We start from the raw sequence: 24,817 nt of genomic DNA, 5'->3' as shown, positions 1-24,817 counted from the left end.
CCAGTCGTTCGGCAAGGAGTCTTCATGCCTCAGCCTCGCGCCCGAATTGCCTCGCAGCTCGGAATTGCCCTTGCGGTCATCCTGGCCGTCGTCATCAGCGGCAGTACCCTGTTCGCCCTGCGTTCACTGGATTCGGCGAACCTCGCCATCCGTGAAGAACACATGGGCAGCGAAGCGCGGTTGTTGGCTGACCAGCTGAACACCTTCCACAGCACCTTGCGTGATAGCACCCAGCGTCTGGCCGGCCTGTTCGAAAAGCGGTTCGACAGCGGCCTCAGCGTGCAGAACGACCGGCAGATCACGGTGGCCGGTGTGCAGACTCCGGCCTTGCTGCTCAACGGCAATCCGCTGAACAACGACTTCGCCGAAGTCGACGACTTCAAGAAGATGACCGCAGGCGTGGCGACGGTGTTTGTACGCAGTGGTGACGATTTCGTCCGCATCAGCACTTCCCTGAGCAAGCAGGACGGCTCGCGGGCCATCGGTACCGCGCTGGATCACAAGCACCCGGCGTATGAACGCCTGCTAGCGGGGCAGGAGTATGTGGGCCGCGCGCTGCTGTTCGACCGTCTCTACATGACCCAGTACACCCCGGTGCGCGACACCGGTGGCCGGGTCATCGCCGTGCTGTTCGTCGGCTTCGATTACACCGATGCGCAAAAGGCTCAGTTCGACAACCTCAAGAGCTTCCGCATCGGTGCGACCGGCTCGCTGGCGCTGCTCGACGAACAGAACAAATGGCTGGTGCCGCCAGCCGGGGTCAGGGATCTGGATCAGGCGGCGAAAACCCTCACCGATCTGGTCAAAAAGCCGGGCAAGGGGCGTTTCTGGCAGGACGGCGGTGACGACATCTACACCGTGGCCGAGCCGTTCGCCGGTGGCCCGTGGGTGATTCTGGCCAGCATGCCCAAGAATGAAATCAGCGCCGTAACCTGGAGCGTCGGCACGCAGTTGGCCATCGGCAGCCTGCTGGCGATGCTGATCGCGGTCGGCGCGGCGATCTGGCTGCTGCGCAGCAAATTGCGGCTATTGTCTGAACTGGTGAATCAGGCCGAAGCGTTGGGCGCTGGCGACCTGAGCGTGCGGTTGAACGTCGCCAGCCATGACGAAATCGGCCAACTGGCCAGCAGCTTCAACAAGATGGGCCAGGCGCTGGAAACCATGGTTTCGCACATCCGCACCGCTGCGCAGGAAGTCAGCGGCCGTGCCCAGGCACTGTCCGGTCTGTCGGGGGGCGCGTACGAGGGCATGGAGCAGCAGTCTGGCGAAATCACCAGCATGGCCGGCGCTGTCGAAGAGTTTAGCGCCACCGCCCTGACCATCGCCGACAACATGGGCAACACCGAGCGCCTGGCCCAGGGCAATGCCCAACAGACCCGCATCGGCCGTTCGGAAATGGACGAGGCATCAGCGTCGCTGGAGCAGATCGCCGGCTCCCTGGGCAGCACGGCGGCAGTGATCGACACGCTGGGCCAGCGCTCCCAGGAAATCGGCGGCATCGTCAGCGTGATCACCTCGATTGCCGAACAGACCAACCTGTTGGCGCTCAACGCCGCCATCGAAGCAGCACGGGCCGGCGAGCAAGGCCGCGGCTTTGCTGTGGTTGCCGACGAAGTGCGCAACCTGGCGTCGCGGACCCGTCAGGCCACTGACGAAATCTCCGGCATGATCGCCAGCATCCAGCAGGAAACCGGCAACGCCATCAGCACCATGGAACAAGGCAACACGCTGATGCAGGAAGGCCTGGCACGCAACGCCAAAGTGGCGGCGGCACTGGCCCGTATCGACGAACAAAGCCGTTCGGCCGGCGACCAGTTCGCTGCGATCACCACTGCGACTCAGGAGCAGAGCAACACCGCAACACTGCTCAGCGCCAACCTGCAAAGCATCGCCCTGGCCAACAGTGAACAGCGCGAAGTGGTCTCGAACCTCGCCATCACCGCCCAGGAACTCAACTCGCTGGCGGCGGATCTGCGCAATGAGGTGGATCGGTTTCGTTGATCGGAATTGATCGAGGTTTGAACAGAAGAAGGGCCGGTCAGAGATGACCGGTTCGTCAAGTGTGTGGAAGGCGTGAGCTAAAGCTCTCCTTTCAGCTCGGGCCATCGTTGTGCGGTGTGGAGGATTCGCAGAATGAGCAGGCCACGGGCATCCTCCATATAAATCACCAGATAGTTTTCCTGAACCACCATTTCTCGGGTCCCGGCTTCCCTGCCAGCCTTATAAAGCCTTGGATGATCGCGCAGGTGGTCGATGCGTCTGTCAATTTCGTCCTTGAGCCGCCATGCCGCAGCTGCGTTGTCATCCGAGATGTAGTCGAGAATGGCCAATAGATCGGCCCTGGCGTGTTTGCTCCATTCAACTGTCAGCACCGCGCTTCCTTTCAAGTAATTTTCTGGCGTCTGCCATCACGTCTTCATGAGCAACCGTCGGGCCCGGGTCTTCCATGGCTTCGCGGACTTTGGCGCGAAACCATTTGTCGTAAGCGTCCGCATCACTGGTGAAACCCGTTGGCAGGGCACCTTCTCTGGCAACTCGCGTCAGCAGGATCCTCACGGCGTCAGAAACGGTCAGACCGAACTTCGCCAGCGTTTCCGCTGCCTGGGTTTTGAGTTCATCGTCGATTCGTACATGCAGCATCGAAGTTTGCGTAGCCATGCCATTGCCTCCCAAAAAAATTCAGTGTGTATCTCAATTGAGATACGAGCAATGTTCGTATTCATTGAGCCGACGGCCGATACTGCAATGCCTCGGCGATATGGCTGCGGGCGATGGCGTCGGTGTGTTCCAGATCTGCCAGGGTGCGGGCGACCTTGAGCAGGCGGTGGGCGGCGCGCAAGGAAAGGCTCAGGCGTTCGCAGGCGCTTTCCAGCCAGGCTTCGTCTTCGGCTTGCAGGGCGCAGTGTTGGCGCAGGGCGGGCAGGTCGAGGAAGGCGTTGGCGCAGCCCTGGCGTTTTTGTTGACGCTCGCGGGCTTCGGATACTTGCAGTGCGGCGCTAACACTGTTTTCACCGCAGGCGGCTGTGGCGTTCAGTGAGGTGGCTTCGCGGGCGACGGTCAGGTGCAAATCGATACGGTCGAGCAGCGGGCCGGAGAGTTTGTTGCGGTAACGCTGGATCTGGTCGGTGGAGCAGCGGCAGCGCCCGGTCGGCTCGCCGTGGTAGCCACACGGGCAGGGATTCATCGCCGCCACCAACTGAAAACGCGCCGGAAAACGCACGCGGTCGCGGGCGCGGGAAATCACGATATGTCCCGACTCCAGCGGTTCGCGCAGTACTTCAAGCACGCGGCGGTCGAATTCCGGCAGCTCGTCGAGGAACAGAACACCGTGGTGGGCGAGGGTGATCTCGCCGGGTTGCGGACGACTGCCACCGCCGACCAGCGCCGGGCCCGAGGCCGAGTGATGGGGCTGACGAAATGGCCGCTGCGGCCAACTGGTCAAGGGTGCGTGGCTGGCGACTGATTGAATCGCCGCAACTTCCAGCGCTTCCCGTTCATCCAGCGGCGGCAGCAAACCGGGCAGGCGGCTGGCGAGCAAGGTCTTGCCGGTGCCGGGCGGGCCGCTGAACAACAAGTTGTGCGCGCCCGCTGCGGCGACCAGCAATGCACGTTTGGCGGCGATCTGGCCCTGTACTTCGCTGAGGTCGGGGTAGGGCTGGCTTTGCAGGATCAGCCCATTGGATTTGTAGGGCGCGATGGTCGTGTGGCCATTGAGGTGCGAGACCAGTTCCAGCAGATGCCCCACGGCGATCACCTTGAGTCCGGACGCCAGACAGGCTTCTTCGGCGTTCACCGCCGGCACCACCAGCGTATGCCCGGCATCCCGTGCTGCCAGCGCGGCAGGTAGCACACCCTGTACCGGGCGGATCTCCCCGGACAGTGCCAGTTCGCCAAGGCATTCCAGCCCGTCGAGCATCAGCGACGGCACCTGCGCACTGGCCGCCAGCAGGCCAAGGGCGATGGCCAGATCGAAGCGGCCGCCGTCCTTGGGCAAGTCAGCGGGCGCGAGGTTGAGGGTGATGCGCCGCGCTGGAAAATCCAGCCGGCAATTGAGAATCGCACTGCGCACCCGGTCTTTGCTTTCCTTCACGGCACCTTCCGGCAGACCGACCAGGGTCAGGCTGGGCAAACCGTTGGCCAGATGGGTTTCGACAGTAACGGCAGGCGCTTCGACGCCGACTTGGGCGCGGCTGAGGACGATGGCGAGGGACATGATCTTTCCTTGAATGGCGGCAGTTCCGGAGGCGCGCTCAAGGATAGTCAGGCTCGCCGGGGCAGTACCGGCGCATGTTCTACGGCATATGTCCGGGGCGGGAACCACTTGCGGCGTGACAGCCACTCACTGCGCACAGCCAGCCTTTCGCCGCCGGGTTTACAGCACAGGACGACATCATGACCCCGATCAATTCGCTGATTCGCACGCCACTTGTCGATGTTTCACACACGCCGTTCACGCCGCCAGAAACTCAGACCGGGCAGCGCACGCCGACGGGTAACGGCAACACGGCGGTGTCTTTTGCGGCGGGCCCGCAGAATTCGCAGATCAACTTCGGCGGCCAGAACAACCTCCAGCAACCGCCGCAGAATGCCCAGAATCTCAGCGCCAACGGCAATCAGAGCGACCCGCTGACGCAACTGATGGGGTTGATCCAGGAAATCCTGCAACGCCTGCAAGCCATGATTCAGGGCGGTTCCGGAGGGAGCAGCGAACCGGCGGGCGGCGGTGGTTCAGGTGTCGACGGCAATGGCGGTGGTGGCAAGACCGGTGGGGCAGTCAACTACGCCGAGGGGCCGCAGGGCACGCCGCAAACCGGCAAGACCGACGGTGGCAGTCCTGCCAGCGGCAACTTTTCCGAGCATTCGCTGGGCAATCAATTGAGCGTGCAGAAAGCCCCGGAAGACCGCATTGGCATGGTCAACGACCCGGAGCGTGGCAACGTGATCGGGGTCGACTTCAAAAAAGGCCATTACACCGAACATTCCACCAGTCCCCGCGCCGAAATCAAGGACGGCACCCAGCTGCAGGAAGGCCAGCCCTACAGCTTCAAGTTCGGCATGAAACGCGAGTCCAACAACGACGGCACTTTCTTCCAGGTGCTTGATCACAACAACGCCAAACCCAGCCCGCGTGCCTGGCTGGCGACCAAGGACGGCCAGTATCAGCTGCACCTGAAGACCAGCGACGACAGCAACGCGCCGTCCAAGGTCATCAACATCGGCAAACCCGGCGACGCCGCGAAAGACGTCGGCAAATGGGCCGACTTCCAGATCGACTTCAAACGCGGCATCGGCAACGGCGAGATCACCGTGTCCAAAAACGGCCAGGCGCTGTTCAGCGAGAAAGGCATCTCGACCATGTTCGACACCCACAGCAGCGACTCGTACGCCAAGTTCGGTCAGTACCGCAACGAAGGCGATCACAAACCGGCCACCAGCCTGTTTTCAGGGTTCAGTGTGGCGAAGGGGTAATGGCCTGAGTGATAACTCTGGCGGATGAACTGGACCCGTCATCCGCTTACCTCTACAATTCGACCTTAACGAATAACGTTAAGCGTTAGTGATGATTGTAAGCTTCAAGTGTACGGATACAGAGTTTCTCTTCCGGGAAGGCAGAACAAGAGTGTGGTCTGCGATCCTTTCGGTTGTGGAACGTAAGCTCGCAATGCTGGATGCTGCGACATCGCTGCTGGATTTGAAGTCGCCACCGGGTAATCGCCTTGAGGCACTGGGTGGCGATCGTAAGGGGCAGCACAGCATACGCATCAATGCGCAATGGCGGATTTGCTTCATCTGGGGCTCGAATGGCCCGGAGAACGTTGAAATCGTCGATTACCACTGAGACAACCTCATGACCAAAAACGGAATGCGCCCGGTACATCCGGGGGAAATCCTCAAAGAGGAATATCTGGAGCCGCTGGGATTGACCTCGGCGGCGCTCGCTCGGGCGCTTAATGTTTCGACGCCCACGGTCAATGACATTGTATTGCAGAGGCGAGGGGTCAGCGCCGACGTGGCTTTGCGCCTGGCTGCCTGCCTGGAAACTTCTCCGGAGTTCTGGCTGAACCTGCAGCTCACCTACGATTTACGCAAAGCCGAAATAGAGCGGGGCTCGGAAATAAAAGCGCAGGTGCGATGCCTCGCACATTGCGCCTGAACAGCCCTTGATCCGGTCTGGTTCACGTCCACCCATACCGAATCAGATGAAAGAAGATCGGCGCGGCGAAGCACACTGAGTCGAGGCGGTCGAGCATGCCGCCGTGGCCTTCGATCATGTGGCCCCAGTCCTTGACGCCGCGGTCGCGTTTGATCGCTGACATGACGATGCCGCCGGCGAAGCCGAGCAGGTTGATCAGCAGGGCGATCAGGAACGACTGCCAGATCGTGAACGGGGTGATCCACCACAGCGCGCCGCCGATCAGCGAGGCCAGCAGTACGCCGCCGACGAAGCCTTCGACGGTTTTCGAGGGTGACAGCTTCGGCGCGATCTTGTGTTTGCCCCAGAGTTTGCCGCAGACGTACTGCAACACGTCGGAGAGCTGCACGACGATCACCAGGTAGGCGATCAGCAGCAGGTTACGACCTTCGTAGCCGGCGATGTCGAGGGTCAGCAGCGCCGGTACGGCCGATACGCAATACACCGCGATCATCAGGCCCCACTGGACCTTGGAGGCGCGTTCCAGAAAGCGTGTGCTGTCGCCGCCGAGGGTGGAGAGGATCGGCAGCAGCAGGAAGCCGTAGACCGGGATCAGGATCGAAAACAGCCCGTACCAGTCGATGTAGATCAGCAGGTATTGCAGCGGCAAGCCCAGGTAGAACGCCGCCAGCAGTGCGGGATAGTCGCTGCTGCGGGTCGGCGTCAGGGTCAGGAACTCGCGCAGGGCATAGAAGGACAGCGCGTAGAACAGCAGGATGACGGCGGTGGTGCCGAGCCAGAAGGCGATGCCGATCACCAGCACCATGACCCACCAGGCGTTGATGCGCGAGTTGAGGTTGTCGATCACCGCGTTGGGTTCGGTGCCGCTCCGGCGCTTGAGGATGACGCCGACCACTGAGGCCAGCAGCAGAATTGCGCCGATGCCGGCGAACAGCATGAGGGTCTGTCTGTCCATGTCAGGCCTGCTCCGGGTCCAGTGCCAGCAGCGCGGCGCGGCTGCGTTCGAGAAATTGCTCTTTGCTTTCTCCGTCTTCGACCGCCAGCGGGCTGCCGAAAGTGGTGGTGCACAGCAGCGGCAACGGCAGAAAGCGGCCTTTGGGCATGACCCGGTTGAGGTTGGTGATCCACACCGGGATGACCTCGACCTGTGGGTAACTCTTTGCCAGATGATAGAGGCCGCTCTTGAACGGCAGCAGGCCGCTTTCCAGGTTGCGCGTGCCTTCGGGGAAGATGATCAGCGAGTCGCCGCTGGCCAGCGCATCGAGCATCACTTGCAGCGGGTTGTCCGTCGGCACCTTGCGCTCGCGGTCCACCAGCACACCGTTGAACACCCGGTTGATCAGGTAGCGGCGGATCGGGCTTTTCTGCCAGTAATCGGCACCGGCCACAGGCCGCGTCACGTTGCGCAATGCCGGCGGCAGCGACGCCCAGAGCAAGACGAAATCGCCGTGGCTGCTGTGGTTGGCGAAATAGATGCGTTGCTGCGGCTGCGGTGAACAACCCAGCCAGAGACTGCGCGCACCGGTGATGGTGCGTGCCGCGCCGGTGATCAGCCTTGCGACCAGAGGTTCGAGCATGAAATCTCCTTATCCAGCGTTGAGCAGCCAGGGCGATGCGAGGACGAAGCCCAGGGTCAGCACGATCTGCGCCGCCAGCAGCGCGGCTTGTCGGTACAACAAAGCGAGGGCGCCGCGCAGGCGTAGGTTCCACGGGCGCCCGGCCTTGTCGGCGGGTTGCAGGGCCAGCGTTGCCAATGCGTGATCCAGCGCCTCGGTGTTGTCGGCCAATGCCTGCGGGCTGTCGGCCAGACGCTGCAACAGATCGGCATCGAAGGCCACGCGAATCGCCCAGTATTTCTGCAGCAGGCCCATGATCAGCAGTGCAACGCCAAACGCTGCAATCCACGGGCTGACGGCGACCAGCAGGCCATGACCGGCAGCGATCAAGGTACCGACCAGCGCCAGGCCTGTGGATAACTCATCCAGCGACTTGCCGCGTCGCAGCAGGCTGGCCAGCACATGCAGTTCCATATCAGTGACCATGGTCGTGCTCCCCGGAGGTCAAGAATGCGGCCAGGACCTGGCGATGTTCGTCGTGCAGCACGATGTGCGGACGCGCCTGCTGAATCTGGCGAATGGCAGCTTCGACACTGACAGCGCGCCCCGTCTGCAACAGCCAGGCGGCGACGGCGGTGGCGCTGCGTGAATAGCCCAGTGCGCAGCACACCAAAAGTGGGCCGTGCTGACGCAACTGTTCGATGGCTTGGGCCGCCTCGCGGCATTGTTCGACGCTGGGTGGCGTCAGATCGAGCACCGGCAGAGAGCGATACGCGATGGCTCGGGCATCCAGCGACAGTTCGGCGCAAAGGTCGACCACGGCCATGAACAAGCCCTGTTGCAGCTCTCGCGCATCGGGAATACGGCCGAGCCAGACGTTATCCACAACCTGATTGGGTTGCGGGTGCTTGCGGGTCCACAGCCGAGAGTTGATCCACGACGCCGCCAGATAAGGCGCCAGCAGCCATTGCACGGCCTTGCTCAAGCGCCCGTCCGACTGCTTCTGAAAGCCGGCTGCCGAGAACGTCAGATAATTCAGCGCCACCAGCAGCAACGACACCGCCGGCCAGAACAGCCACAGCGCTATCCCGCCAATGGTGAAGGCCAACGCAGCCAACAGCAGTGCTGCTGCGGCGTATCGCCAGGCCAGCTGCCTGCGTCGCCGATTGTTCGTCACGCGCAAACCGCGCAGCAGGCCGGGGCGTCCTTGCGGCCATAGCCAGACGCACAACCAGCCGGCCAGTGCGCCGGTGGGCACGTCGATAAAGTGGTGCTGATAGGTGGTCAGCACGGAGAGACCGATCAGCGCGAACCAGCCATGCACCAGCCAGCGCCAGAAACCGACGGTGTGCTGCGCGTAACAGACCCACAGCACCACGAGCAGGGCGATGTGCAGCGACGGTGCCTGATTGAAGGGTTTGTCGAAGCCAGCCAGTACCTGAAACAGCCAGCCGAACAGGCCGTCGGTTTCCGGACGGGCAAAGCTGAACTGCAACGGCCAGAGCAGAAAACAACTGACTGCGATGACCTGCGCCGTCAGCAGGCGCAACGCGTGGCACTTCAATGCCTCGCGGCTGCGCGGCAACAACAGCGAAAAGCCGTAGAGCAGGTCGATGGACCAGTACGGCAGAATCGTCCAGGCCCAGAACGGCATTTGCCGCTCCCACTCAAAGGCCAGACTCGGCACGTCGCTGCGCTGGCTGGTGACCCAGGTCGCAAAGCCGTAGCTGGCGAAGAAAAACGGCGCCAGCAGGCACAGCCACAACAACGCTGGTTTCAACAGGCCGGGCTCCCGTCGCATCGACACGGCAATCGCCATTGTCATTGCACCCGCTGAGCCAGCGACACGCTGAAAATGCCCCATTCATCGACGCGTTGAGTGATCTTTCTGAAGCCCGCGGCCTCGACCAGCTGATCCATTTCCACCTGTGTGCGGCGGCGCATGACCCAGGCCTGGCCTTCGCGGTGGCTGGTCAGGGCGCGGGCGATCAGCTCCAGTTGTGGATGCCACGGCTGACCGGTGTAGATCAGGTAGCCACCGGGTTCTACGGCCTGTGCCAGCCCGGCCAGCGAATCGCCGACCATGCGGTTGTCGGCAAACAGTTCGTACAGGCCCGAGACCACGGCCAGCGTCGGCGCCGGAGACAGCGCCGCAAGATCCTCGCGATCGAACGCATTGCCCTTGGCAAACCGGGCGATGTCCCCCAGGCCTTTCTGCTCGATCAGCGCGCTGCCGTCGCGCACGTTGATGTCGCTGTAATCGCGCAACAGGATCGATTCCGGCAGCGGATTGACCCCGTACAGAGCGTCGAGAATGTAACGGCCATGGCCGGCGGCGATGTCGACGATGCGCACTTCGCGATTGTCCGCACGCAGGGTGTCCATTGCCAGACGCAGCAGTTCTTCGACATGCAGCTTGCGCTGGCGGATCCCGCGCCAGCCAATGGAGTCGAGATAATTACGGTCGATCAGCCGGCCCAGCGCCGAGGTGCCGGTGGCCTGATTGCGGTAGACGTAATCCAGCGTACTGCCGGAATCGAAGCCGGTGTCGAAACCCAGTTTCACCCCGGCCGACAGCGTGCTGCCGAAACGCATGCTGGCGCGGGTCGCTCGCCAGTACAGATCGCGCAGCGAGTTGCGCGGCAGCGGCGCGGCCAGCGACTCGGATTCGGCACAAGTCAGGCCCACGCGGTCGGCGTCCAGCAGCGAGCGCTGGGCCAGCGGGGCGGCGAACGTCTGCAGGATGAAACGCCGGATGCTGGCGATGGCGGGCGCGCGGTCGCGCTCGCCAAGGGTGTCGTGGAACAGCCCCGGCAGAATATGTTTTTCCTTGTGCAGGCTGCCCAGTCGCTCGAAGAACTGCTCCTGGGGTTTGCGCTCGACCACGAAATCGGCGCCGGAAATCAGCACCTGCGTCGGTACCTGAATCGCCTGGGCATCGGCGACCACCCGGTCGGCGGCTTCGTACAGCCCCAGCAGTACATTGACCGATATGGCCTTGGTGATCAGCGGATCGCTGTCATAGGACGCAGCGCGCTGCGCATCGTGGGTCAGCAGGCGCGCCTTGACGTAGCTGTTGACGAAAAAGTTGCCGCGAAAGCGGCGCATCAATGCCAGCCCGGTGCGGGCGAACGGCACGTACAGTTTCACTTTGAAGGCCGGCGATGCCAGCACCAGCGAACGAATGCGCGGCGCGTAATCGTGAACCCAGGTGGCGGCGATGACGGCGCCCACGCTTTGTGCGACCACCGCAAGATCGCTGCTGGCGATGCCGTGTTCTTTCGTCAGGTGATCGCAGAAGGTCTGCAAGTCGCGCACGCTGGTGGCGAAGCTCGGGCTGTCGCCACGCGCCCCCGGCGACTGGCCGTGGCCCCGGGCGTCCCAGGCGAAGAAGTCGAAACCGGCCAGGTTCAGTTCATCGACCAGATGGGCGATGCGCCCGGAATGCTCATGTCCCCGATGCAGCAGCACGACGGCCTGGCGCGGTGCGTCCTGCGTCGTTTCGGTGGCCGGCCAGTGGCGGTAGAACAGCTCGACGCCGTCGTGGCAGGTGAAGGTCTGGTTGTGAAACGCGCGCATTGCAACATCCTTATGCAGAAGGGGTGTGTTCCTGAACTTCTTTCAATCCCTGACGGATCCGGTTGATCAGGGTGTACAGCAGTAGGGCGCAGATCAGCGCCAGCAGCAGGTTGATCCAGGTCGCGCCGAGCCAGCCAAGGGCAATGCCGGTGGCGATGACGCCGAAGGCAAAGGCCCGGTCGCTTTTGCCCATCGGGCCGTCATAACGGCGGCTGGCGCCGATCATCGGCCCCATGACGCCAGCGTATTCACTGAGCCACGCCAGCAAGGTGGCGAGCAGGACCAGCAGTAAGCTCACTTCGGGGATCAATAGAAAAGGCAGGATCAGCGCACTGTCGGCAATCAGGTCGCAAAGTTCGTTGAGATACGCCCCCAGATCGGACTTCTGCCCGAATTCGCGGGCGAGCATGCCGTCGATGGCGTTGAGCGCCATGCGAATCAGCATCCACAGCGGCACCAGGATGAAGACGCCGAGGTGTGTGGAAAACAGCGCGATCAGCGCGCCGACCAGCACTGAGCCGAGCGCGGCCAGCAGGGTGATCTGATTGGCGGTCACGCCCCGGTCATACAGGCGCTGCACGCAGGGGCGCAAAAGATTCTGAAACGCGGGTTTGAGCTGGTAAATCGAGGGCATCTGGTCGGGTCCCGGCCAAGTGGAAGCAGCGTCTGATCGGTCACGACAATCGGCAGCAACTGCTGGCCGTCATCATTCTCCGTGCTCAGCAGCATAGTCCGCAGGTCGGCGCACGCTGACGAATGCGTAGCCGATGTGACACAGGCCGCACCGAAGTCAGTGCTGCCAGCGTGAGAACAGGGCTATCGGGATGTATGAAACGTCGTGGTCGCGAGGGCGGGGAAATTAGCAAGTTGCCCGGGGGAAAGATGTAGGACGTTTCTGAAGTATTTGGATGGGAAGCTGCACTGTGGGAGCGAATTCATTCGCGATGCGGTGTCGCGGACACAGAGTCCATGTCGGCTGTACGGGCCAATCGCGAATGAATTCGCTCCCACAGGGTGTGGGTGACGGTCGGTACTGCCCATGTTCAATGACAGGGCAGCAGCGACGCACTCCGGTGAATCATTCCTTGGGTTGCGCCGCCAGTTGCGCTTCCAGCTCGGCCATTTTCGCTTCCAGTGCCTCAAGACGGGCACGGGTGCGGGCGAGGACAACCATCTGGCTGTCGAACTCTTCCCGGCTGACCAGATCCAGCTTGCTGAAACCGCTTTGCAGCAGGGCCTTGAACTGGGTTTCGAATTCGTTGCGCGGCAGTGGCGTCTCGCCGTTGAACAGCCGCGAAGCGTGGCCACTCAGGGCGTCGATAAAGGCTTTGGGCGCGAGCATGGTGTCTTTCCTCGGTCAGCGGGGCGGCAGTGTAACACGCAGCGTCTACAGTCAATTCACGGCGCAGACCTGCACGATTTTCGCGCATCGGGTCGCGGGCGTGCGCACTGTTATCGTGCGGCTGGATTGGATGATGGCGATCCGGGCGCAGCGAGTGGCCATCAAAGCGCCGTAATTGGCGGGTTTTCGCGAGATGGCAAGCTTTCTGCTTAGAGGCATGTGACCCATGCACTGATGCAGTCGCTGTGACGAATGCAGTGCGGCAGGCGGAGCGGGGAAGTGTTTCGTCAGAAGCGGTTTTCTGGAAAGGGTCAGGTCTGTTTCGGGCCTTCGACGCGTTACAAAGCCAGACACTGCGCTTAGACTTGAGACGGGTTTGTTTTCCTGGGGCAAGTCCACCAATTCGGGAGAAAGTTTCATGAAGCTAGTCACTGCCATCATCAAGCCGTTCAAGTTGGACGACGTCCGCGAGTCGTTGTCCGAAATCGGCGTGCAGGGCATCACGGTAACTGAAGTCAAAGGCTTCGGACGTCAGAAAGGCCACACCGAGCTGTATCGCGGTGCGGAATACGTAGTCGACTTCCTTCCCAAGGTGAAGATCGATGTTGCGATCGACGACAAGGATCTGGACCGCGTTATCGAAGCGATAACCAAGGCCGCCAACACCGGCAAGATCGGTGACGGCAAGATCTTCGTGGTCAATCTGGAACAGGCTATTCGCATCCGTACCGGCGAAACCGATACCGACGCCATCTAAGCCGCCAAACCCAACGCCCCAGGAGAAAACAATATGACTCTGCGTCAATTCGCAGGGCTAGGAGCCCTGTTGTCCCTCGTAACCCCTGGCCTGGCCATGGCGGCGGACGAAGTGGCAGCCCCTGTACTCAACTCAGGCGATACCGCCTGGATGCTGACCTCCACCGCACTGGTGCTGTTCATGACCATTCCGGGCCTGGCGCTGTTCTACGGCGGCATGGTTCGTTCGAAAAACGTTCTGTCGGTCATGATGCAATGTTTTGCCATCACCGGCCTGATCAGCATCCTGTGGATGGTCTACGGCTACAGCCTGGCGTTCGATACCACCGGTATGGAAGCCAACGTTCTGAACTTCAACTCTTTCGTCGGCGGTCTGTCGAAGGCGTTCCTGGCGGGTATCACCCCGTCCAGCATCACGGGTGCTGCGGCACTGTTCCCTGAAGCGGTGTTCGTCACCTTCCAGATGACCTTCGCCATCATCACCCCGGCGCTGATCGTCGGTGCCTTCGCCGAGCGCATGAAGTTCTCCGCGATGCTGATCTTCATGGCCATCTGGTTCACCCTGGTCTATGCGCCGATCGCGCACATGGTCTGGAGCGGTGTAGGCGGCCTGCTGTGGGACTGGGGCGTGCTCGACTTCGCGGGCGGCACCGTGGTCCACATCAACGCCGGTGTCGCCGGTCTGGTGGCGTGCCTGGTACTGGGAAAGCGCAAAGGCTTCCCGACCACTCCGATGGCTCCGCACAACCTGGGTTACACCCTGGTCGGCGCTGCAATGCTGTGGGTAGGCTGGTTCGGCTTCAACGCCGGTTCCGCAGCCGCCGCCAACGGCACTGCCGGCATGGCCATGCTGGTCACCCAGATCGCCACCGCTGCTGCAGCGCTGGGCTGGATGTTCGCCGAATGGCTGACCCACGGTAAGCCAAGCGCACTGGGTATCGCCTCGGGCGTGGTTGCCGGTCTGGTTGCCATCACCCCGGCTGCCGGTACTGTCGGCCCGATGGGCGGTCTGGTCATCGGTCTGGCCGCTGGCGTGGTCTGCTTCTTCTGCGCCACCAGCCTGAAACGCAAGCTGGGCTACGACGATTCCCTGGACGCCTTCGGCGTACACGGTATCGGCGGTATCCTCGGCGCGATCCTGACCGGTGTGTTCGCAGCCCCGTCGCTGGGCGGCTTCGGCACTGTCACCGACATCGCCGCACAAGTCTGGATTCAGTGCAAAGGCGTCGGTTTCACGGTGATCTACACCGCGATCGTCACCTTCATCATCCTCAAGGTACTGGACGCGGTCATGGGCCTGCGTGTCACCGAGGAAGAAGAAGCGGTCGGTCTGGACCTTGCGCAACACAACGAGCGTGGCTACAACTTGTAATCACGACATCGTGAAAAAATGCCCGGATTACCGGGCATTTTTTTGTCTGGCGTTTGTCGATAGGAGGGCTGGGCGCAAGGCGCCGCACAATACTCCGTGAAGCTCGCAGGCATGCGGCTGGAACGGTGGTGCCAGAACGGTTTCAGACGAATATCTGTATGGGCGTACGACTTACAGAAAACGTCGTTCATTGCACGCTTTGTTTTTTTTTTCAGCGCGTTAGAATGCGCGCCGAAGGGCGGAGAAGCGTATGTGGCAACAGACCAGAATTACCCTGCGGGCAAGGCCTCGCGGATTCCATCTGGTAACTGACGAGATCGTTTCGGCCTTGCCGGGCCTTAAGGATTGCCGCATCGGGTTGTTGCACCTCTGGCTGCAGCATACGTCGGCCTCGTTGACCATCAACGAAAACGCCGACCCGGCAGTACGTCGCGACTTCGAGCGTTTCTTCAACCGCCTAGTGCCTCAGGGGCAGGGCGGCTATGAACATGACGACGAAGGCCCGGACGACCTGCCCGCGCACTTCAAGGCCAGCCTGCTGGGCTGTCAGCTGCTGATTCCGGTAACGGACGGCCGTCTGGCGATGGGTACCTGGCAAGGTGTTTATTTAGGCGAGCACCGTGATGTCGGCGGTGCCCGCAAAGTCCTCGCCACCCTGCAGGGTGAGGGGCACGACCGCTGATTGTCGGCGGTGGTTGAATTTTTTCTGGCCGTCTTAGAAATTAAGTGCGGTTGGGCTATAACTAATCTGCTTTAGCAAGTCATGAGGTAGAACATGAGCGACGACGACAACGACGATCTGGTTGATGACGGTCTGGAAGACGAAGAGGATGGTGAGGAGCTCGCAGCGGCTCCCGATGACGACGGTTCGGACGTAGACGACAGTCCCGAAGCGGCGGCAACTCCGTCCAAAGGCAAGGCCAAGGCTGCGGTCTCGGTCGATGAACTGCCTAGCGTCGAAGCCAAGAACAAGGAACGTGATGCGCTGGCACGCGCGATGGAAGAGTTTCTTTCGCGCGGGGGCAAGATTCAGGAAGTGGAGGCCAACGTGGTCGCCGATCCGCCCAAGAAGCCAGACAACAAGTACGGTAGCCGCCCTATCTAAGGGCGATGGGTACCTGCTGGAACGCTGAAAAAAAAGCCCGCTGTCGCTGCGGGCTTTTTTTTGGCTGTTTTTGGCTTGGGATTCTTACTTTGGTGCCCTTCGGGCCTTATCGCGAGCAAGCTCACTCCTACATTTGTTGCAACGTGCCGCATTCTGACAGACCGAGTAGATTGCCTTTGTGCATGCCGCAGCATCACGGTCTGCTTTAAAGGCTACCAACTCGGTCAATCAGGCCATGGCACGTTGCAAAAAATGTAGGAGCCGGCTTGCTGGCGAACGAGCCCGCAGGGCATCAAAGTCGCCATCTAACGCCATGCACCAAAACTACCAACTCGATCCATCAGGCCATGGCACGTTGCAAAAAATGTAGGAGCGCGCTTGCCCGCGAAAGCGCCCGAAGGGCATCAATGTCACAATCCCAAGCCAAAACCTAGCGATCCCAAACCAACCCACATCACCCCCAACGCCTCAACACCTCAGGCAACTGCGTCAGGCTGCTGATTTCCGCATCTGGCCGGCGATCCGCTTCCCAGACTTTGCCGGCCGGGTTGTACCAGATCGCCCGCAGGCCGGCCTGTTGCGCGCCGGCGATGTCGTCGCCGGGGTGGTCGCCGACGTGTACGGCGTTGCCGGCCTCGGCCTTGCCGCGTTTCAGTGCTTCCAGAAACGGTGCCGGGTCGGGCTTGCCGATGCCGAGGTCTTCGGCGCACAGGGCGAACGCAAAATAGTCGGCCAGGCCCAGCCGACGTACATCGGCGTTACCGTTGGTCACCACGCCAAGGGTGTAGGTGCGGGTGAGGATTTCCAGGGTCGGCACCACTTCCGGAAAAATATCCAGCTGATGGCGGCCATGCAGGAATACCTCGAAGCTCTGCTCGGCCAGATCCTGCGCTTCGGCCTGTGGATAACCGGCGTCTTCCAGCGCATGGAACAGCACTCGGCGACGCAGTGCACTGATTCGGTGCTTGAAGCTGGGGTCGGCTTCCACCAGGCGTGAACGGATCTCCCACAAATGTTCCACCGGCACCGGCCCCAGCTTGGGCGCGTGTTCGCCCAGCCAGTCGCGAAGCATGGCTTCTGCGCTGACAATGGCGGGTGCGGTTTCCCACAGCGTGTCGTCCAGATCGAAGGTGATCAGCTTAATGCTCATTTTCGGAAGAATCCTTGCGTTTGGCCCTGGGGTGGGCGCTGTCGTACACCGTCGCCAGATGTTGGAAATCCAGGTGAGTGTAAATCTGTGTGGTGGCGATGTCGGAGTGGCCCAGCAGCTCTTGCACCGCGCGCAGGTCCTGTGACGACTCCAGCAGGTGGCTGGCGAAGGAGTGCCGCAGCATATGCGGGTGCAGATTTTGCCCCAGCTCACGCTCGCCTGCGGCCTTGACCCGCAGCTGAATCGAGCGCGGCCCCAGACGGCGGCCCTGTTGGCTGATGAACACCGCATCGTCCACCGGGTTGGCGAGCGTTCGCTGTTTGAGCCATTCCTCAAGCGCCGCCCGGGCTTTTCGGCCCACCGGCAGCACGCGGCTTTTACTGCCTTTGCCCTGTACCTGCACCAGACCGTCGGCCAGATCCAGCTGTTCGCAGTTCAACCCTGTCAGCTCGGAAAGACGCAGGCCAGAGGAATAGAACAGCTCCAGAATTGCCTGATCGCGGCGAGCCAGAAATTCGTCTTCGACACCGCCGTCGAGCAACTGCCCGGTACGGTCGGCATCGAGGGTCTTGGGCAGGCGTCGCTCACCCTTGGGCGGCGACAGGCCGTTGGCCGGATCGTGTTCGCAGAGGCCTTCGCGGTTGAGGTACTGATAGAACCCGCGCACCGCCGACAGCAGACGGGCCAGGCTGCGTGAGGACTGTCCCTGCGAATGCAGGCGTGCGACAAGGCTGCGCATGGCTTGGGTATCGAGCTGTTTCCAGCTGTCGATATGCTGTTTTTCGCAGTAACCCAGCACTTTGCCCAAGTCGCGGCGATAGGCGTCCAGTGTATGGGGCGACACCTGGCGCTCGCTGCGCAGGTGCGTGCAGTAAGCGTCCAGCTGCCGTTCCATGGCTAGCGTACCGAGCGCAGGGCGTTGGCGAAGCGTGGCAGCAAGCGGCTGAGAACGTCGGCGATATAGGTGAGAAACAGCGTACCGACGGAGCTTTTGTAATGCTGTGGATCACGGCTGCCGATGGCGAGCACGCCATGCAGACCCTGATGATTGAGGGTGACAATGGCGGTAGAGCCGACTTCCTTGCTCTGCTCGGCGCCGAACAGGAACTCCAGCTCGTGCTCGCGCAACGCGCCGCACACCGTCTTGCCACTGGAAATCAGGCCGCCGATGGCTTTCTGTGCTTCGGCACTGCTGACCCAGCGGCCCACGGTCATCGGGTTGTCGCTGAACAGGATCAGGCTGACGAAAGGTACCTGAAACTCCTGACGCAGGCTGTCTTCCACGGCGATGACGATTTCTTCCAGGCTGGTGGCATCCATCAGCGCCAGAATCAGGCGGCGGGTCTTTTCGAACAGGCGGTCGTTGTCGCGGGCCACATCCATCAGCTGTGAAAGACGGTGGCGCATCTCGATGTTGCGTTCGCGCAGCAGCTTGAGCTGGCGCTCGACCAGCGACACGGTATCGCCGCGCTGGTGGGGAACGCGCATCGCGACGAGCAGGTCGTCGCGCTCGCTGAAGAATTCAGGGTGTTGCTGCAGCCAGGCCGCGACAGCCTCGGCTTCAAGGTTCGGCACTGCGTTATCGGCAGGGGAGTCGGTTGAAGTCTGAGGCTGGTCGGTCATTGGTTGCTCTCACTCATAAACGTACTTGGCCTTCATAGACCCGGACGGCGGGGCCGGTCATCAGCACCGGATGGCCAGGGCCGGCCCATTCGATGGACAGGCGTCCGCCGGGCAGGTCGATCAGCAGCGGCGAATCCATCCAGCCCTGGCTGATGGCGGCAACGGCAGCCGCGCAGGCGCCGGTACCGCAGGCCTGGGTTTCCCCGGCGCCGCGTTCCCAGACGCGCAACTGCGCGCGCTGACGGTCGATCACATGCAGAAAGCCGACGTTGACCCGCGCCGGAAAGCGCGGGTGGTTTTCGATTTTCGGGCCCAGCGAGTGGACCGGCGCATTGTTGATGTCGTAGACCCGCAGCACCGCATGGGGGTTGCCCATGGACAGCGCCGCCAGCTCGACGGATTCACCGTCGACATCCAGCGTGTAGGAAGTGGCCTGCTGCGGCGCCTGGAACGGGATGTCCGCAGGCACCATGCGAGGTGGCCCCATGTCGACGCTGATCTGGCCGTCGTTGCGCACGTCCAACTCGATGATGCCGCCTTTGGTTTCGACGCGGATCTGTTTTTTCGCGGTCAGGCGCTTGTCCAGCACGAAGCGGGCGAAGCAGCGCGCGCCGTTGCCGCACTGCTCGACTTCCGAACCGTCGGAATTGAAGATCCGGTAGCGAAAATCGACATCCGGGTTGCTCGGCGCTTCGACCAGCAGCAGCTGATCGAAACCGATACCGGTGTGCCGATCGCCCCATTGCTTGGCGTGCTTGGGCAGGATGTGCGCGTGCTGGCTGACGAGGTCCAGCACCATGAAATCGTTGCCCAGGCCATGCATCTTGGTAAAACGCAGCAGCATGGGATTACTCCGGCAGCAGGCTTTCGCCGGCAAACAACTCGGTCACGGTTTCACGGCGACGCACTTCGAATGCCTGATCGCCATCGACCAACACTTCGGCGGTACGGCCGCGAGTGTTGTAGTTGGAGCTCATGACGAAGCCATACGCACCGGCCGAATGCACAGCCAGCAGATCGCCCTCGGCCAGCACCAGATCGCGTTCCTTGGCGAGGAAGTCGCCGGTTTCGCAGATCGGGCCGACGATGTCGTAGCTGCGGGCAGCGCCTTCGCGCGGCTGCACGGCGGTGACGTTCATCCAGGCCTGGTACAGCGCCGGACGGATCAGGTCGTTCATTGCCGCATCGACAATGGCGAAATCCTTGTGCTCGGTGTGCTTGAGGTATTCGACGCGGGTCAGCAGCACGCCGGCGTTGGCGACGATGAAACGGCCCGGTTCGAACATCAGCGCCAGGTCGCGACCCTGCAGACGCTCGCGCACGGCCTTGATGTAATCGCCGGCCAGTGGCGGCTCTTCATCGCGATAACGCACGCCCAGGCCACCGCCGAGGTCCAGGTGACGCAGCTGGATGCCGCAGTCGCTCAGGCGATCGACCAGATCCAGCAGGCGGTCCAGCGCATCGACGAACGGTTCGAGCGTGGTCAGTTGCGAGCCGATGTGGCAATCGACGCCGACCACTTCCAGGTTCGGCAGCTGAGCGGCACGAATGTAGACGTCTTCGGCCTGCTCGATGGCGATGCCGAACTTGTTTTCCTTGAGGCCGGTGGAGATGTACGGGTGAGTACCGGCGTCGACATCCGGGTTGACCCGCAGGGAAATTGGCGCACGTACGCCCATTTCCGCAGCCACGACCTGCAGACGCTCCAGCTCGTCGGTGGATTCGACGTTGAAGCAATGAACGCCGACTTCAAGGGCGCGGCGCATGTCGTCGCGGGTCTTGCCGACGCCGGAGAAGACGATCTTGTCGGCCTGACCGCCAGCGGCCAGTACGCGTTCCAGTTCGCCACGGGAGACGATGTCGAAACCGGCGCCCAGACGCGCCAGGACATTGAGCACGCCGAGGTTGGAGTTGGCTTTTACCGCGAAGCAGACCAGATGCGGCATGCCGTCGAGAGCATCGGCGTAGGCGCGGTACTGGGCTTCGATGTGGGCGCGGGAGTAGACGTAGGTCGGCGTGCCGAAACGCTCGGCGATGGCAGACAATGCAACTCCCTCCGCGAACAGCTCGGCGTCGCGGTAGTTAAAGGCGTCCATGACTGATTCCTAGTAGGTCGAGTGCTTGTGCGAGTGCGATTGGTTCTGGGCGCCAGGTGCATTGGACTGCTCCCCGTCGGGCAGATACAACGGACCTTTTTGACCGCAGGCAGAGACCAGGCACGCAACCGCGAGGAGCGCAGCCAGTGAGGAAATCAGGCGCTTCATGGCGAAATCCTTTGTATAAGCATTAATTGCGCCCGAGTATACCGACCACCCGACAGATTGCCTATGCGCTGGAGTTCCCGTCCGGCGGGGCTTTGACGCAGGCGCCTGATCCCGGCGAAAAGCGCGTGCGGTTTTTTGGCGCGGCAGGTGGCGATTGGGCGGGTATGCTTTGCAATTGCCGCAGAGCGACCGTATCGTGCGTCGCTGCGCAATCAGTCGTCATTTTTCGAGGTTCCTGCAATGAGTTTGACCGAAGCCCGCTTTCACGATCTGGTCGATGCCACTCAAGAAAAGCTTGAGGACATCTTCGACGAGACGGATCTGGATCTGGACCTCGAGAGTTCGGCCGGTGTCCTGACCGTGAAATTCGAGAACGGCACTCAGTTCATCTTCAGTCGCCAGGAGCCGCTGCGTCAGTTGTGGCTGGCGGCGGTCGCCGGTGGTTTCCACTTCGACTACGACGAACAGGAGAAGCGCTGGGTCTGCGACAAATCCGAAGAGCTGCTGGGCGAGATGCTGCAGCGTCTGGCGCAGAAACAGGCCGGTGTCGAGATCGATTTCGACGCCATCGACGGCAACTGATCGTGACCGCCAGCGCCGCCCCCGTGCGCCCGCCGAAGCCGCTGTACAGCAACGTCAGCCCGGCGGTGCAGTCGCCTTGCATCAGCGTCTGTCGACTGGACGAGGCGAAAGTCTGCACCGGCTGTTTTCGTCATGTCGAAGACATCCGCGAATGGCGCGCGGCGACCGATGAGCGGCGGCGGGAGATTGTCCGCCAGGCCGAACAGCGCCGCACAGGTCTGTAGGTCGGCCTGTCCGCCTCCTGTAGGCGCTGGCTTGCCCTGCGACCGGCGGGGAACCCGTCGTAAATTCGATAAATGCGGTGGATCAGATAGATCGCATTTGCTGATTTTACGACTGCTGCGCAGCCGGTCGCAGGGCAAGCCAGCTCCTACAGAGGGGCGCGCAAACCAGTGCTCGCGAAGCAAATCTCGCAAACGGCCTCACGCCTCATCCATCGCCGCATTCAGCGATTTTTCCAGCTCCGCCTTGTAGCGCAGGAACAGGATGGTCTCGCCGCGGCTGTCGCCGAGAATGCCGGACAGGTCCAGGTCGGTGATGTAGCAGCGGTAGCGCTGGCTCTCGCGGCGTTGGTCGAGAATCTGTCGGGCCACCACGCTGAACAGCTGTTCGCCGAATTCCAGCTCGGAAAACTCCATACCGTCGCAATACAGCGTCACATGCACCTGGCCTGGCGTGGCCTCCTCGACGATGGCCTGTACGTCGTAGAACGGTTTGTCCGTCGAGGCCTGCGGCGGCTGACGCTGTTCGATGCGTCGCGCCCGGGTCGCGCCGTCCGGAGTGACGCGGTAGAACAGCGTTTCCAGCGAGGCCGGCTCCAGCGGATTGTCCAGCGGCAACAGTGCGCCACGCCGGTACATCAACGATTGCAGAAAGCGCTGTAGCGGCAGCAACAGGCTCGGCTCATCGTGGTACGGCAAGCGCTGGTGCCACAGGGCGTTGTGTTCATCGAGCACATACAGGTCGGCGTGGGGTTCGTTGATCCGGTAGAACACCTGAATGCACTCGGGCTGGCCGTAAGGAATGATCAGCGACAGGTCGCTGTCGTCCAGCGCCTGCGGGTCCAGGTGTATCGGGCTGTAGCGCGACAGTTCCTCGCCCAGATACGCCAGCAGTGCCGGCATGTCGGGCAGGGCGACATGGCTGACTTGTTCGGGCGCCATTTCCAGGACGTGATAGCGCTGCTCGACCTGAATCAGATAACGATGATTCAGGCGCCGACTGAGCAACAGTTGCGCGGTGTTGATCAGTTCTTCGACGCGCTGGGCAATGGCCGGCGCGCGGTTGTGACAGAAACAGCGCACGCGGATCACCGGCATCGGCTGTGCGGTGGGGAGGCTGTTGAGCAGTTCGGTCAGGCAGTCCAGCAGCGCGTGCGGCCCGTCGAAGCGGCTGACCAGTAGCTCATTCCAGCTGTTGAGGGTGATCTGGTCGAACGTCAGCACCAGATTTTCCCGAACCCCGGCATAGCTCAGCGAGTCGGTGCGCTCAGTGGTCATCAGGATGTTCAGATCCTTGTGGTGCTTGAGCGGGTCGACGCCGACGTTGACCAGCAGCAGGATTTCGCTCGGCACGCTGGGGCGCAGCAGCACGTTTTCTTCAACCACGGGCAGCGGCATGGGAAAGCTTTGCTGGAGGGCGCCCTGCAGGTTGAACAGCTCGAATTCGCTCAGGTCGCTGCTGCCCGGATGCAGCGCCAGCCGCGTGCTGCTGTCGATGACGTTGTTGCGATGACACCAGGCAAGCAGCTCCACCAGTTCGCGACTGCGCTTGATCGGGACGGCATTTTCCCACTCGTGGATGCCGAGGTTGTCGTTGTACAGGCCCCACTGGTATTTGCCGGGCTCGCGCCGATTGGGCGACTGCACCAGGGTCAGGGTGTCTTCGGCCAGATCGGGGGCAATGCCCGGATTGATGAACTCCACCTTGCCGGCCTTGCGCTCGAACGCGGCGTACAGGCGTCGACCCAGCACGTTGAGGTCGCGGGTATTCACCGGGCCGGCGGTTTTCTGGGTGCGGGCGAACTGGGTGAGGAAGCGATAGCTGTAGTTGAGTTCGCCCACCAGCGCCCGCCGTTCACCGGCGACCTGGCGCACCTTCCACTGGCTGCGGCTGTCGAGCAGTACCAGCTGGCGTTCGTTCCACTGCCATTCCTGCACCAGTCGCTCCAGCAACTGGCGCTGCCAGCCGTTGCTGCGATAGCGCGGCGAACCGGTGAGCTTCTTGTTGACCTTCAGATACAGGCTGCGGCGGACCAGTTCCAGCCGCTCCGGCTCGTTGCGCGCCAGCAGGTACTCCTCGATCCGTCGGTACACCATCATGTACGGGTCCAGCTCGTCGAGATCGACGCGGTTGGCGAACACGGCTTGCTTGAGGCGCAGGCTCAGGCACTGCACCTGCGGGTGCTCGCTGGCATAGGCTTCGGTGAGCAGCAGCTTGAGCACCGATTTGTAAGGCGACTCGATGCCTTTGAACAGCTGCCACAAGCCGGCGCCGATGTATTCGCCCGGCGGAATGTGCGACATGTTGCCCAGGTCGAGCACCTCGTCCGCGCGGATGAAGCGCTTGGACAGCAGGGTGTGGGTGTACTGCGCGTAGCGCGTTTCTTCATACACCGGCACCAGCCACCACATGGGCGTGCGACCGCCCAGCCAGATGGCGGTGCGGTAGAACTCGTCGAGCAGCAGGTAATGTTGTGTGGTGCCGCAGTCTTCGCCACTGAGTTGCGAATCGCGTTCGCCGAGCACGAAGCGTTCAGGGTCGATCAGGAAAAAATGCGCTTCAGCGCCCTGGGTCGCGGCCCATTCCTCCAGTGCCTGGCATTTCTTGCGCAGCTCCTGGACCTGCTCCGGCGGCAGGGCCGAGTCGTGGCAGATCCACACGTCCATGTCGCTCTGATCGGCCTGGGCGAGGGTGCCCAGGCTGCCCATCAGGAAAATGCCATGGATTGGCTGTGGCGGATTGCCCCGGCGCGGCTTGTAGGAAAACGAGCGGGTCAGGCGCTGGGCTTCAGCCAGCACCTCGGCTTCGGGTTCGTAACCGGATACGCCGGCCGGGGTCGCGCCGCTGACATAGCCGGGCAAGAGCGGATGATTGACGTGAAAGAACAGCGGCAGCAGCGTCAGCACGCCTTGCTGGCGAGTTGACAGGCCTTCGTTGGCGCGCGCCAGCCGACCCTCGTTCAGAGTCAGAAAGCGCTTGCGCAACTGGCTGAGGACCTTGCGGTCGATGCCCTCATCCAGGTCGGGGCGGATTTCAGAACTATGCATCATCGCGACTCAAAGCCGGCGAGCGGCACTGCAGGGGTGGCGAGCAAGGCAGCTGAATGGAAAGT

27 protein-coding genes are annotated in these 24,817 nt (G+C 62.1%); 10 read left to right on the top strand and 17 right to left on the bottom strand.

The genetic code is table 11. The features are described 5' to 3' along the window. The first annotated feature begins 24 nt into the window (after nt 1-24). On the top strand, nt 25-2,001 hold the full coding sequence (locus tag ACIPL0_RS02560) for a methyl-accepting chemotaxis protein (RefSeq protein WP_400596771.1): 1,977 nt from the start codon (nt 25-27) through the stop codon (nt 1,999-2,001). Between the two features lie 77 nt (nt 2,002-2,078). On the opposite strand, the gene ACIPL0_RS02555 is transcribed toward ACIPL0_RS02560, so the two are convergent. From ACIPL0_RS02555 to ACIPL0_RS02545, 3 genes are all read right to left on the bottom strand, one after another. Further along, a complete protein-coding gene (locus tag ACIPL0_RS02555) occupies nt 2,079-2,372 on the bottom strand; it encodes a type II toxin-antitoxin system RelE/ParE family toxin (RefSeq protein ID WP_400596770.1) in 294 nt (97 codons plus the stop codon). After that, nucleotides 2,359-2,658, bottom strand: a complete 300-nt coding sequence (locus tag ACIPL0_RS02550; RefSeq protein WP_400596769.1) for a type II toxin-antitoxin system RelB/DinJ family antitoxin — start codon at nt 2,656-2,658, stop codon at nt 2,359-2,361. The genes ACIPL0_RS02555 and ACIPL0_RS02550 overlap by 14 nt, the downstream gene beginning before the upstream one ends. Before the next feature lie 61 nt (nt 2,659-2,719). Beyond that, entirely contained in the window at nt 2,720-4,213 is a 1,494-nt protein-coding gene (locus ACIPL0_RS02545) for a YifB family Mg chelatase-like AAA ATPase (RefSeq protein ID WP_400731269.1), read from the bottom strand. Between the two features lie 179 nt (nt 4,214-4,392). Here ACIPL0_RS02545 and ACIPL0_RS02540 point away from each other — a divergent pair, with 179 nt between their 5' ends. The 3 genes from ACIPL0_RS02540 to ACIPL0_RS02530 all read left to right on the top strand — a co-directional run bounded on the left by ACIPL0_RS02540 (nt 4,393) and on the right by ACIPL0_RS02530 (nt 6,154). Next, entirely contained in the window at nt 4,393-5,469 is a 1,077-nt protein-coding gene (locus ACIPL0_RS02540) for a heparin lyase I family protein (RefSeq protein ID WP_400596714.1), read from the top strand. A 91-nt stretch (nt 5,470-5,560) separates the two neighbouring features. Further along, nucleotides 5,561-5,839, top strand: coding sequence for a type II toxin-antitoxin system RelE/ParE family toxin (locus ACIPL0_RS02535; RefSeq protein WP_400596713.1), 279 nt, complete (start codon nt 5,561-5,563; stop codon nt 5,837-5,839). Between the two features lie 9 nt (nt 5,840-5,848). Further along, a complete protein-coding gene (locus tag ACIPL0_RS02530; protein WP_400596712.1) occupies nt 5,849-6,154 on the top strand; it encodes a HigA family addiction module antitoxin in 306 nt (101 codons plus the stop codon). 22 nt (nt 6,155-6,176) lie between these two features. Here ACIPL0_RS02530 and ACIPL0_RS02525 read toward each other — a convergent pair whose 3' ends face one another. The 7 genes from ACIPL0_RS02525 to ACIPL0_RS02495 all read right to left on the bottom strand — a co-directional run bounded on the left by ACIPL0_RS02525 (nt 6,177) and on the right by ACIPL0_RS02495 (nt 12,631). Continuing rightward, nucleotides 6,177-7,109 (bottom strand): phosphatidate cytidylyltransferase, encoded by a 933-nt coding sequence (locus tag ACIPL0_RS02525; RefSeq protein ID WP_400596711.1) that lies wholly within the window; start codon nt 7,107-7,109, stop codon nt 6,177-6,179. A 1-nt stretch (nt 7,110) separates the two neighbouring features. Beyond that, on the bottom strand, nt 7,111-7,731 hold the full coding sequence (locus tag ACIPL0_RS02520) for a lysophospholipid acyltransferase family protein (RefSeq protein ID WP_400596710.1): 621 nt from the start codon (nt 7,729-7,731) through the stop codon (nt 7,111-7,113). 9 nt (nt 7,732-7,740) lie between these two features. Then, nucleotides 7,741-8,196, bottom strand: a complete 456-nt coding sequence (locus tag ACIPL0_RS02515) for a hypothetical protein (RefSeq protein ID WP_400596708.1) — start codon at nt 8,194-8,196, stop codon at nt 7,741-7,743. Further along, the gene (locus ACIPL0_RS02510; RefSeq protein ID WP_400596706.1) at nt 8,186-9,529 is read right to left on the bottom strand and encodes a phosphatase PAP2/dual specificity phosphatase family protein; all 1,344 of its coding nucleotides are present in this window, start codon (nt 9,527-9,529) and stop codon (nt 8,186-8,188) included. The genes ACIPL0_RS02515 and ACIPL0_RS02510 overlap by 11 nt, the downstream gene beginning before the upstream one ends. A 2-nt stretch (nt 9,530-9,531) precedes the next feature. After that, complete coding sequence (locus ACIPL0_RS02505; RefSeq protein WP_400596705.1) at nt 9,532-11,289, bottom strand: bifunctional alpha/beta hydrolase/class I SAM-dependent methyltransferase; 1,758 nt, start codon at nt 11,287-11,289, stop codon at nt 9,532-9,534. A 10-nt stretch (nt 11,290-11,299) separates the two neighbouring features. Further along, complete coding sequence (locus ACIPL0_RS02500) at nt 11,300-11,923, bottom strand: CDP-alcohol phosphatidyltransferase family protein (RefSeq protein WP_400596704.1); 624 nt, start codon at nt 11,921-11,923, stop codon at nt 11,300-11,302. 444 nt (nt 11,924-12,367) lie between these two features. After that, nucleotides 12,368-12,631 carry an accessory factor UbiK family protein gene (locus ACIPL0_RS02495; RefSeq protein WP_400596703.1) on the bottom strand — a complete coding sequence of 88 codons (264 nt, stop codon included), beginning with the start codon at nt 12,629-12,631 and terminating at the stop codon, nt 12,368-12,370. A 418-nt stretch (nt 12,632-13,049) separates the two neighbouring features. Here ACIPL0_RS02495 and glnK point away from each other — a divergent pair, with 418 nt between their 5' ends. The 4 genes from glnK (at nt 13,050) to sutA (ending at nt 15,864) form a co-directional block, all read left to right on the top strand. After that, on the top strand, nt 13,050-13,388 hold the full coding sequence (gene glnK / locus ACIPL0_RS02490; protein ID WP_002555808.1) for a P-II family nitrogen regulator: 339 nt from the start codon (nt 13,050-13,052) through the stop codon (nt 13,386-13,388). 33 nt (nt 13,389-13,421) lie between these two features. After that, the gene (locus tag ACIPL0_RS02485; protein WP_400596702.1) at nt 13,422-14,759 is read left to right on the top strand and encodes an ammonium transporter; all 1,338 of its coding nucleotides are present in this window, start codon (nt 13,422-13,424) and stop codon (nt 14,757-14,759) included. 250 nt (nt 14,760-15,009) lie between these two features. Then, nucleotides 15,010-15,441 carry a secondary thiamine-phosphate synthase enzyme YjbQ gene (locus ACIPL0_RS02480; RefSeq protein ID WP_400596701.1) on the top strand — a complete coding sequence of 144 codons (432 nt, stop codon included), beginning with the start codon at nt 15,010-15,012 and terminating at the stop codon, nt 15,439-15,441. Between the two features lie 93 nt (nt 15,442-15,534). Then, complete coding sequence (sutA, locus tag ACIPL0_RS02475; RefSeq protein ID WP_400596700.1) at nt 15,535-15,864, top strand: transcriptional regulator SutA; 330 nt, start codon at nt 15,535-15,537, stop codon at nt 15,862-15,864. 454 nt (nt 15,865-16,318) lie between these two features. On the opposite strand, the gene ACIPL0_RS02470 is transcribed toward sutA, so the two are convergent. The 6 genes from ACIPL0_RS02470 to ACIPL0_RS02445 are packed head-to-tail and all read right to left on the bottom strand — an operon-like array spanning nt 16,319 to nt 20,901. Then, nucleotides 16,319-17,014, bottom strand: coding sequence for an HAD family hydrolase (locus tag ACIPL0_RS02470; protein WP_400596699.1), 696 nt, complete (start codon nt 17,012-17,014; stop codon nt 16,319-16,321). After that, nucleotides 17,004-17,909: a tyrosine recombinase XerC gene (gene xerC, locus ACIPL0_RS02465; RefSeq protein WP_400596698.1), complete on the bottom strand. Its 906-nt coding sequence runs from the start codon at nt 17,907-17,909 to the stop codon at nt 17,004-17,006. Before xerC ends, ACIPL0_RS02470 begins: the two co-directional genes overlap by 11 nt. Nucleotides 17,910-17,911: 2 nt before the next feature. Next, nucleotides 17,912-18,637, bottom strand: coding sequence for a DUF484 family protein (locus ACIPL0_RS02460; RefSeq protein ID WP_400596696.1), 726 nt, complete (start codon nt 18,635-18,637; stop codon nt 17,912-17,914). A 13-nt stretch (nt 18,638-18,650) separates the two neighbouring features. Next, nucleotides 18,651-19,481 (bottom strand): diaminopimelate epimerase, encoded by an 831-nt coding sequence (gene dapF / locus ACIPL0_RS02455; RefSeq protein ID WP_400596695.1) that lies wholly within the window; start codon nt 19,479-19,481, stop codon nt 18,651-18,653. 4 nt (nt 19,482-19,485) lie between these two features. Continuing rightward, entirely contained in the window at nt 19,486-20,733 is a 1,248-nt protein-coding gene (gene lysA, locus ACIPL0_RS02450; protein ID WP_400596694.1) for a diaminopimelate decarboxylase, read from the bottom strand. A 9-nt stretch (nt 20,734-20,742) separates the two neighbouring features. Continuing rightward, nucleotides 20,743-20,901 (bottom strand): lipoprotein, encoded by a 159-nt coding sequence (locus ACIPL0_RS02445; RefSeq protein ID WP_400596693.1) that lies wholly within the window; start codon nt 20,899-20,901, stop codon nt 20,743-20,745. A gap of 240 nt (nt 20,902-21,141) precedes the next feature. Between ACIPL0_RS02445 and cyaY the strand changes: the two genes are divergently transcribed. Both cyaY and ACIPL0_RS02435 read left to right on the top strand, forming a co-directional pair. Further along, entirely contained in the window at nt 21,142-21,483 is a 342-nt protein-coding gene (cyaY, locus tag ACIPL0_RS02440) for an iron donor protein CyaY (protein ID WP_400596692.1), read from the top strand. Beyond that, nucleotides 21,480-21,707: a DUF1289 domain-containing protein gene (locus ACIPL0_RS02435; RefSeq protein WP_400596867.1), complete on the top strand. Its 228-nt coding sequence runs from the start codon at nt 21,480-21,482 to the stop codon at nt 21,705-21,707. The genes cyaY and ACIPL0_RS02435 overlap by 4 nt, the downstream gene beginning before the upstream one ends. Nucleotides 21,708-21,905: 198 nt before the next feature. Here ACIPL0_RS02435 and ACIPL0_RS02430 read toward each other — a convergent pair whose 3' ends face one another. Next, nucleotides 21,906-24,755, bottom strand: a complete 2,850-nt coding sequence (locus ACIPL0_RS02430; RefSeq protein WP_400596691.1) for a class I adenylate cyclase — start codon at nt 24,753-24,755, stop codon at nt 21,906-21,908. Nucleotides 24,756-24,817: the final 62 nt, after the last annotated feature.

This window comes from Pseudomonas sp. NPDC090208 (genome assembly GCF_044746785.1).
Taxonomy (GTDB): Bacteria; Pseudomonadota; Gammaproteobacteria; order Pseudomonadales; family Pseudomonadaceae; genus Aquipseudomonas.
This window is presented reverse-complemented; position numbering and strand designations above follow the sequence as displayed.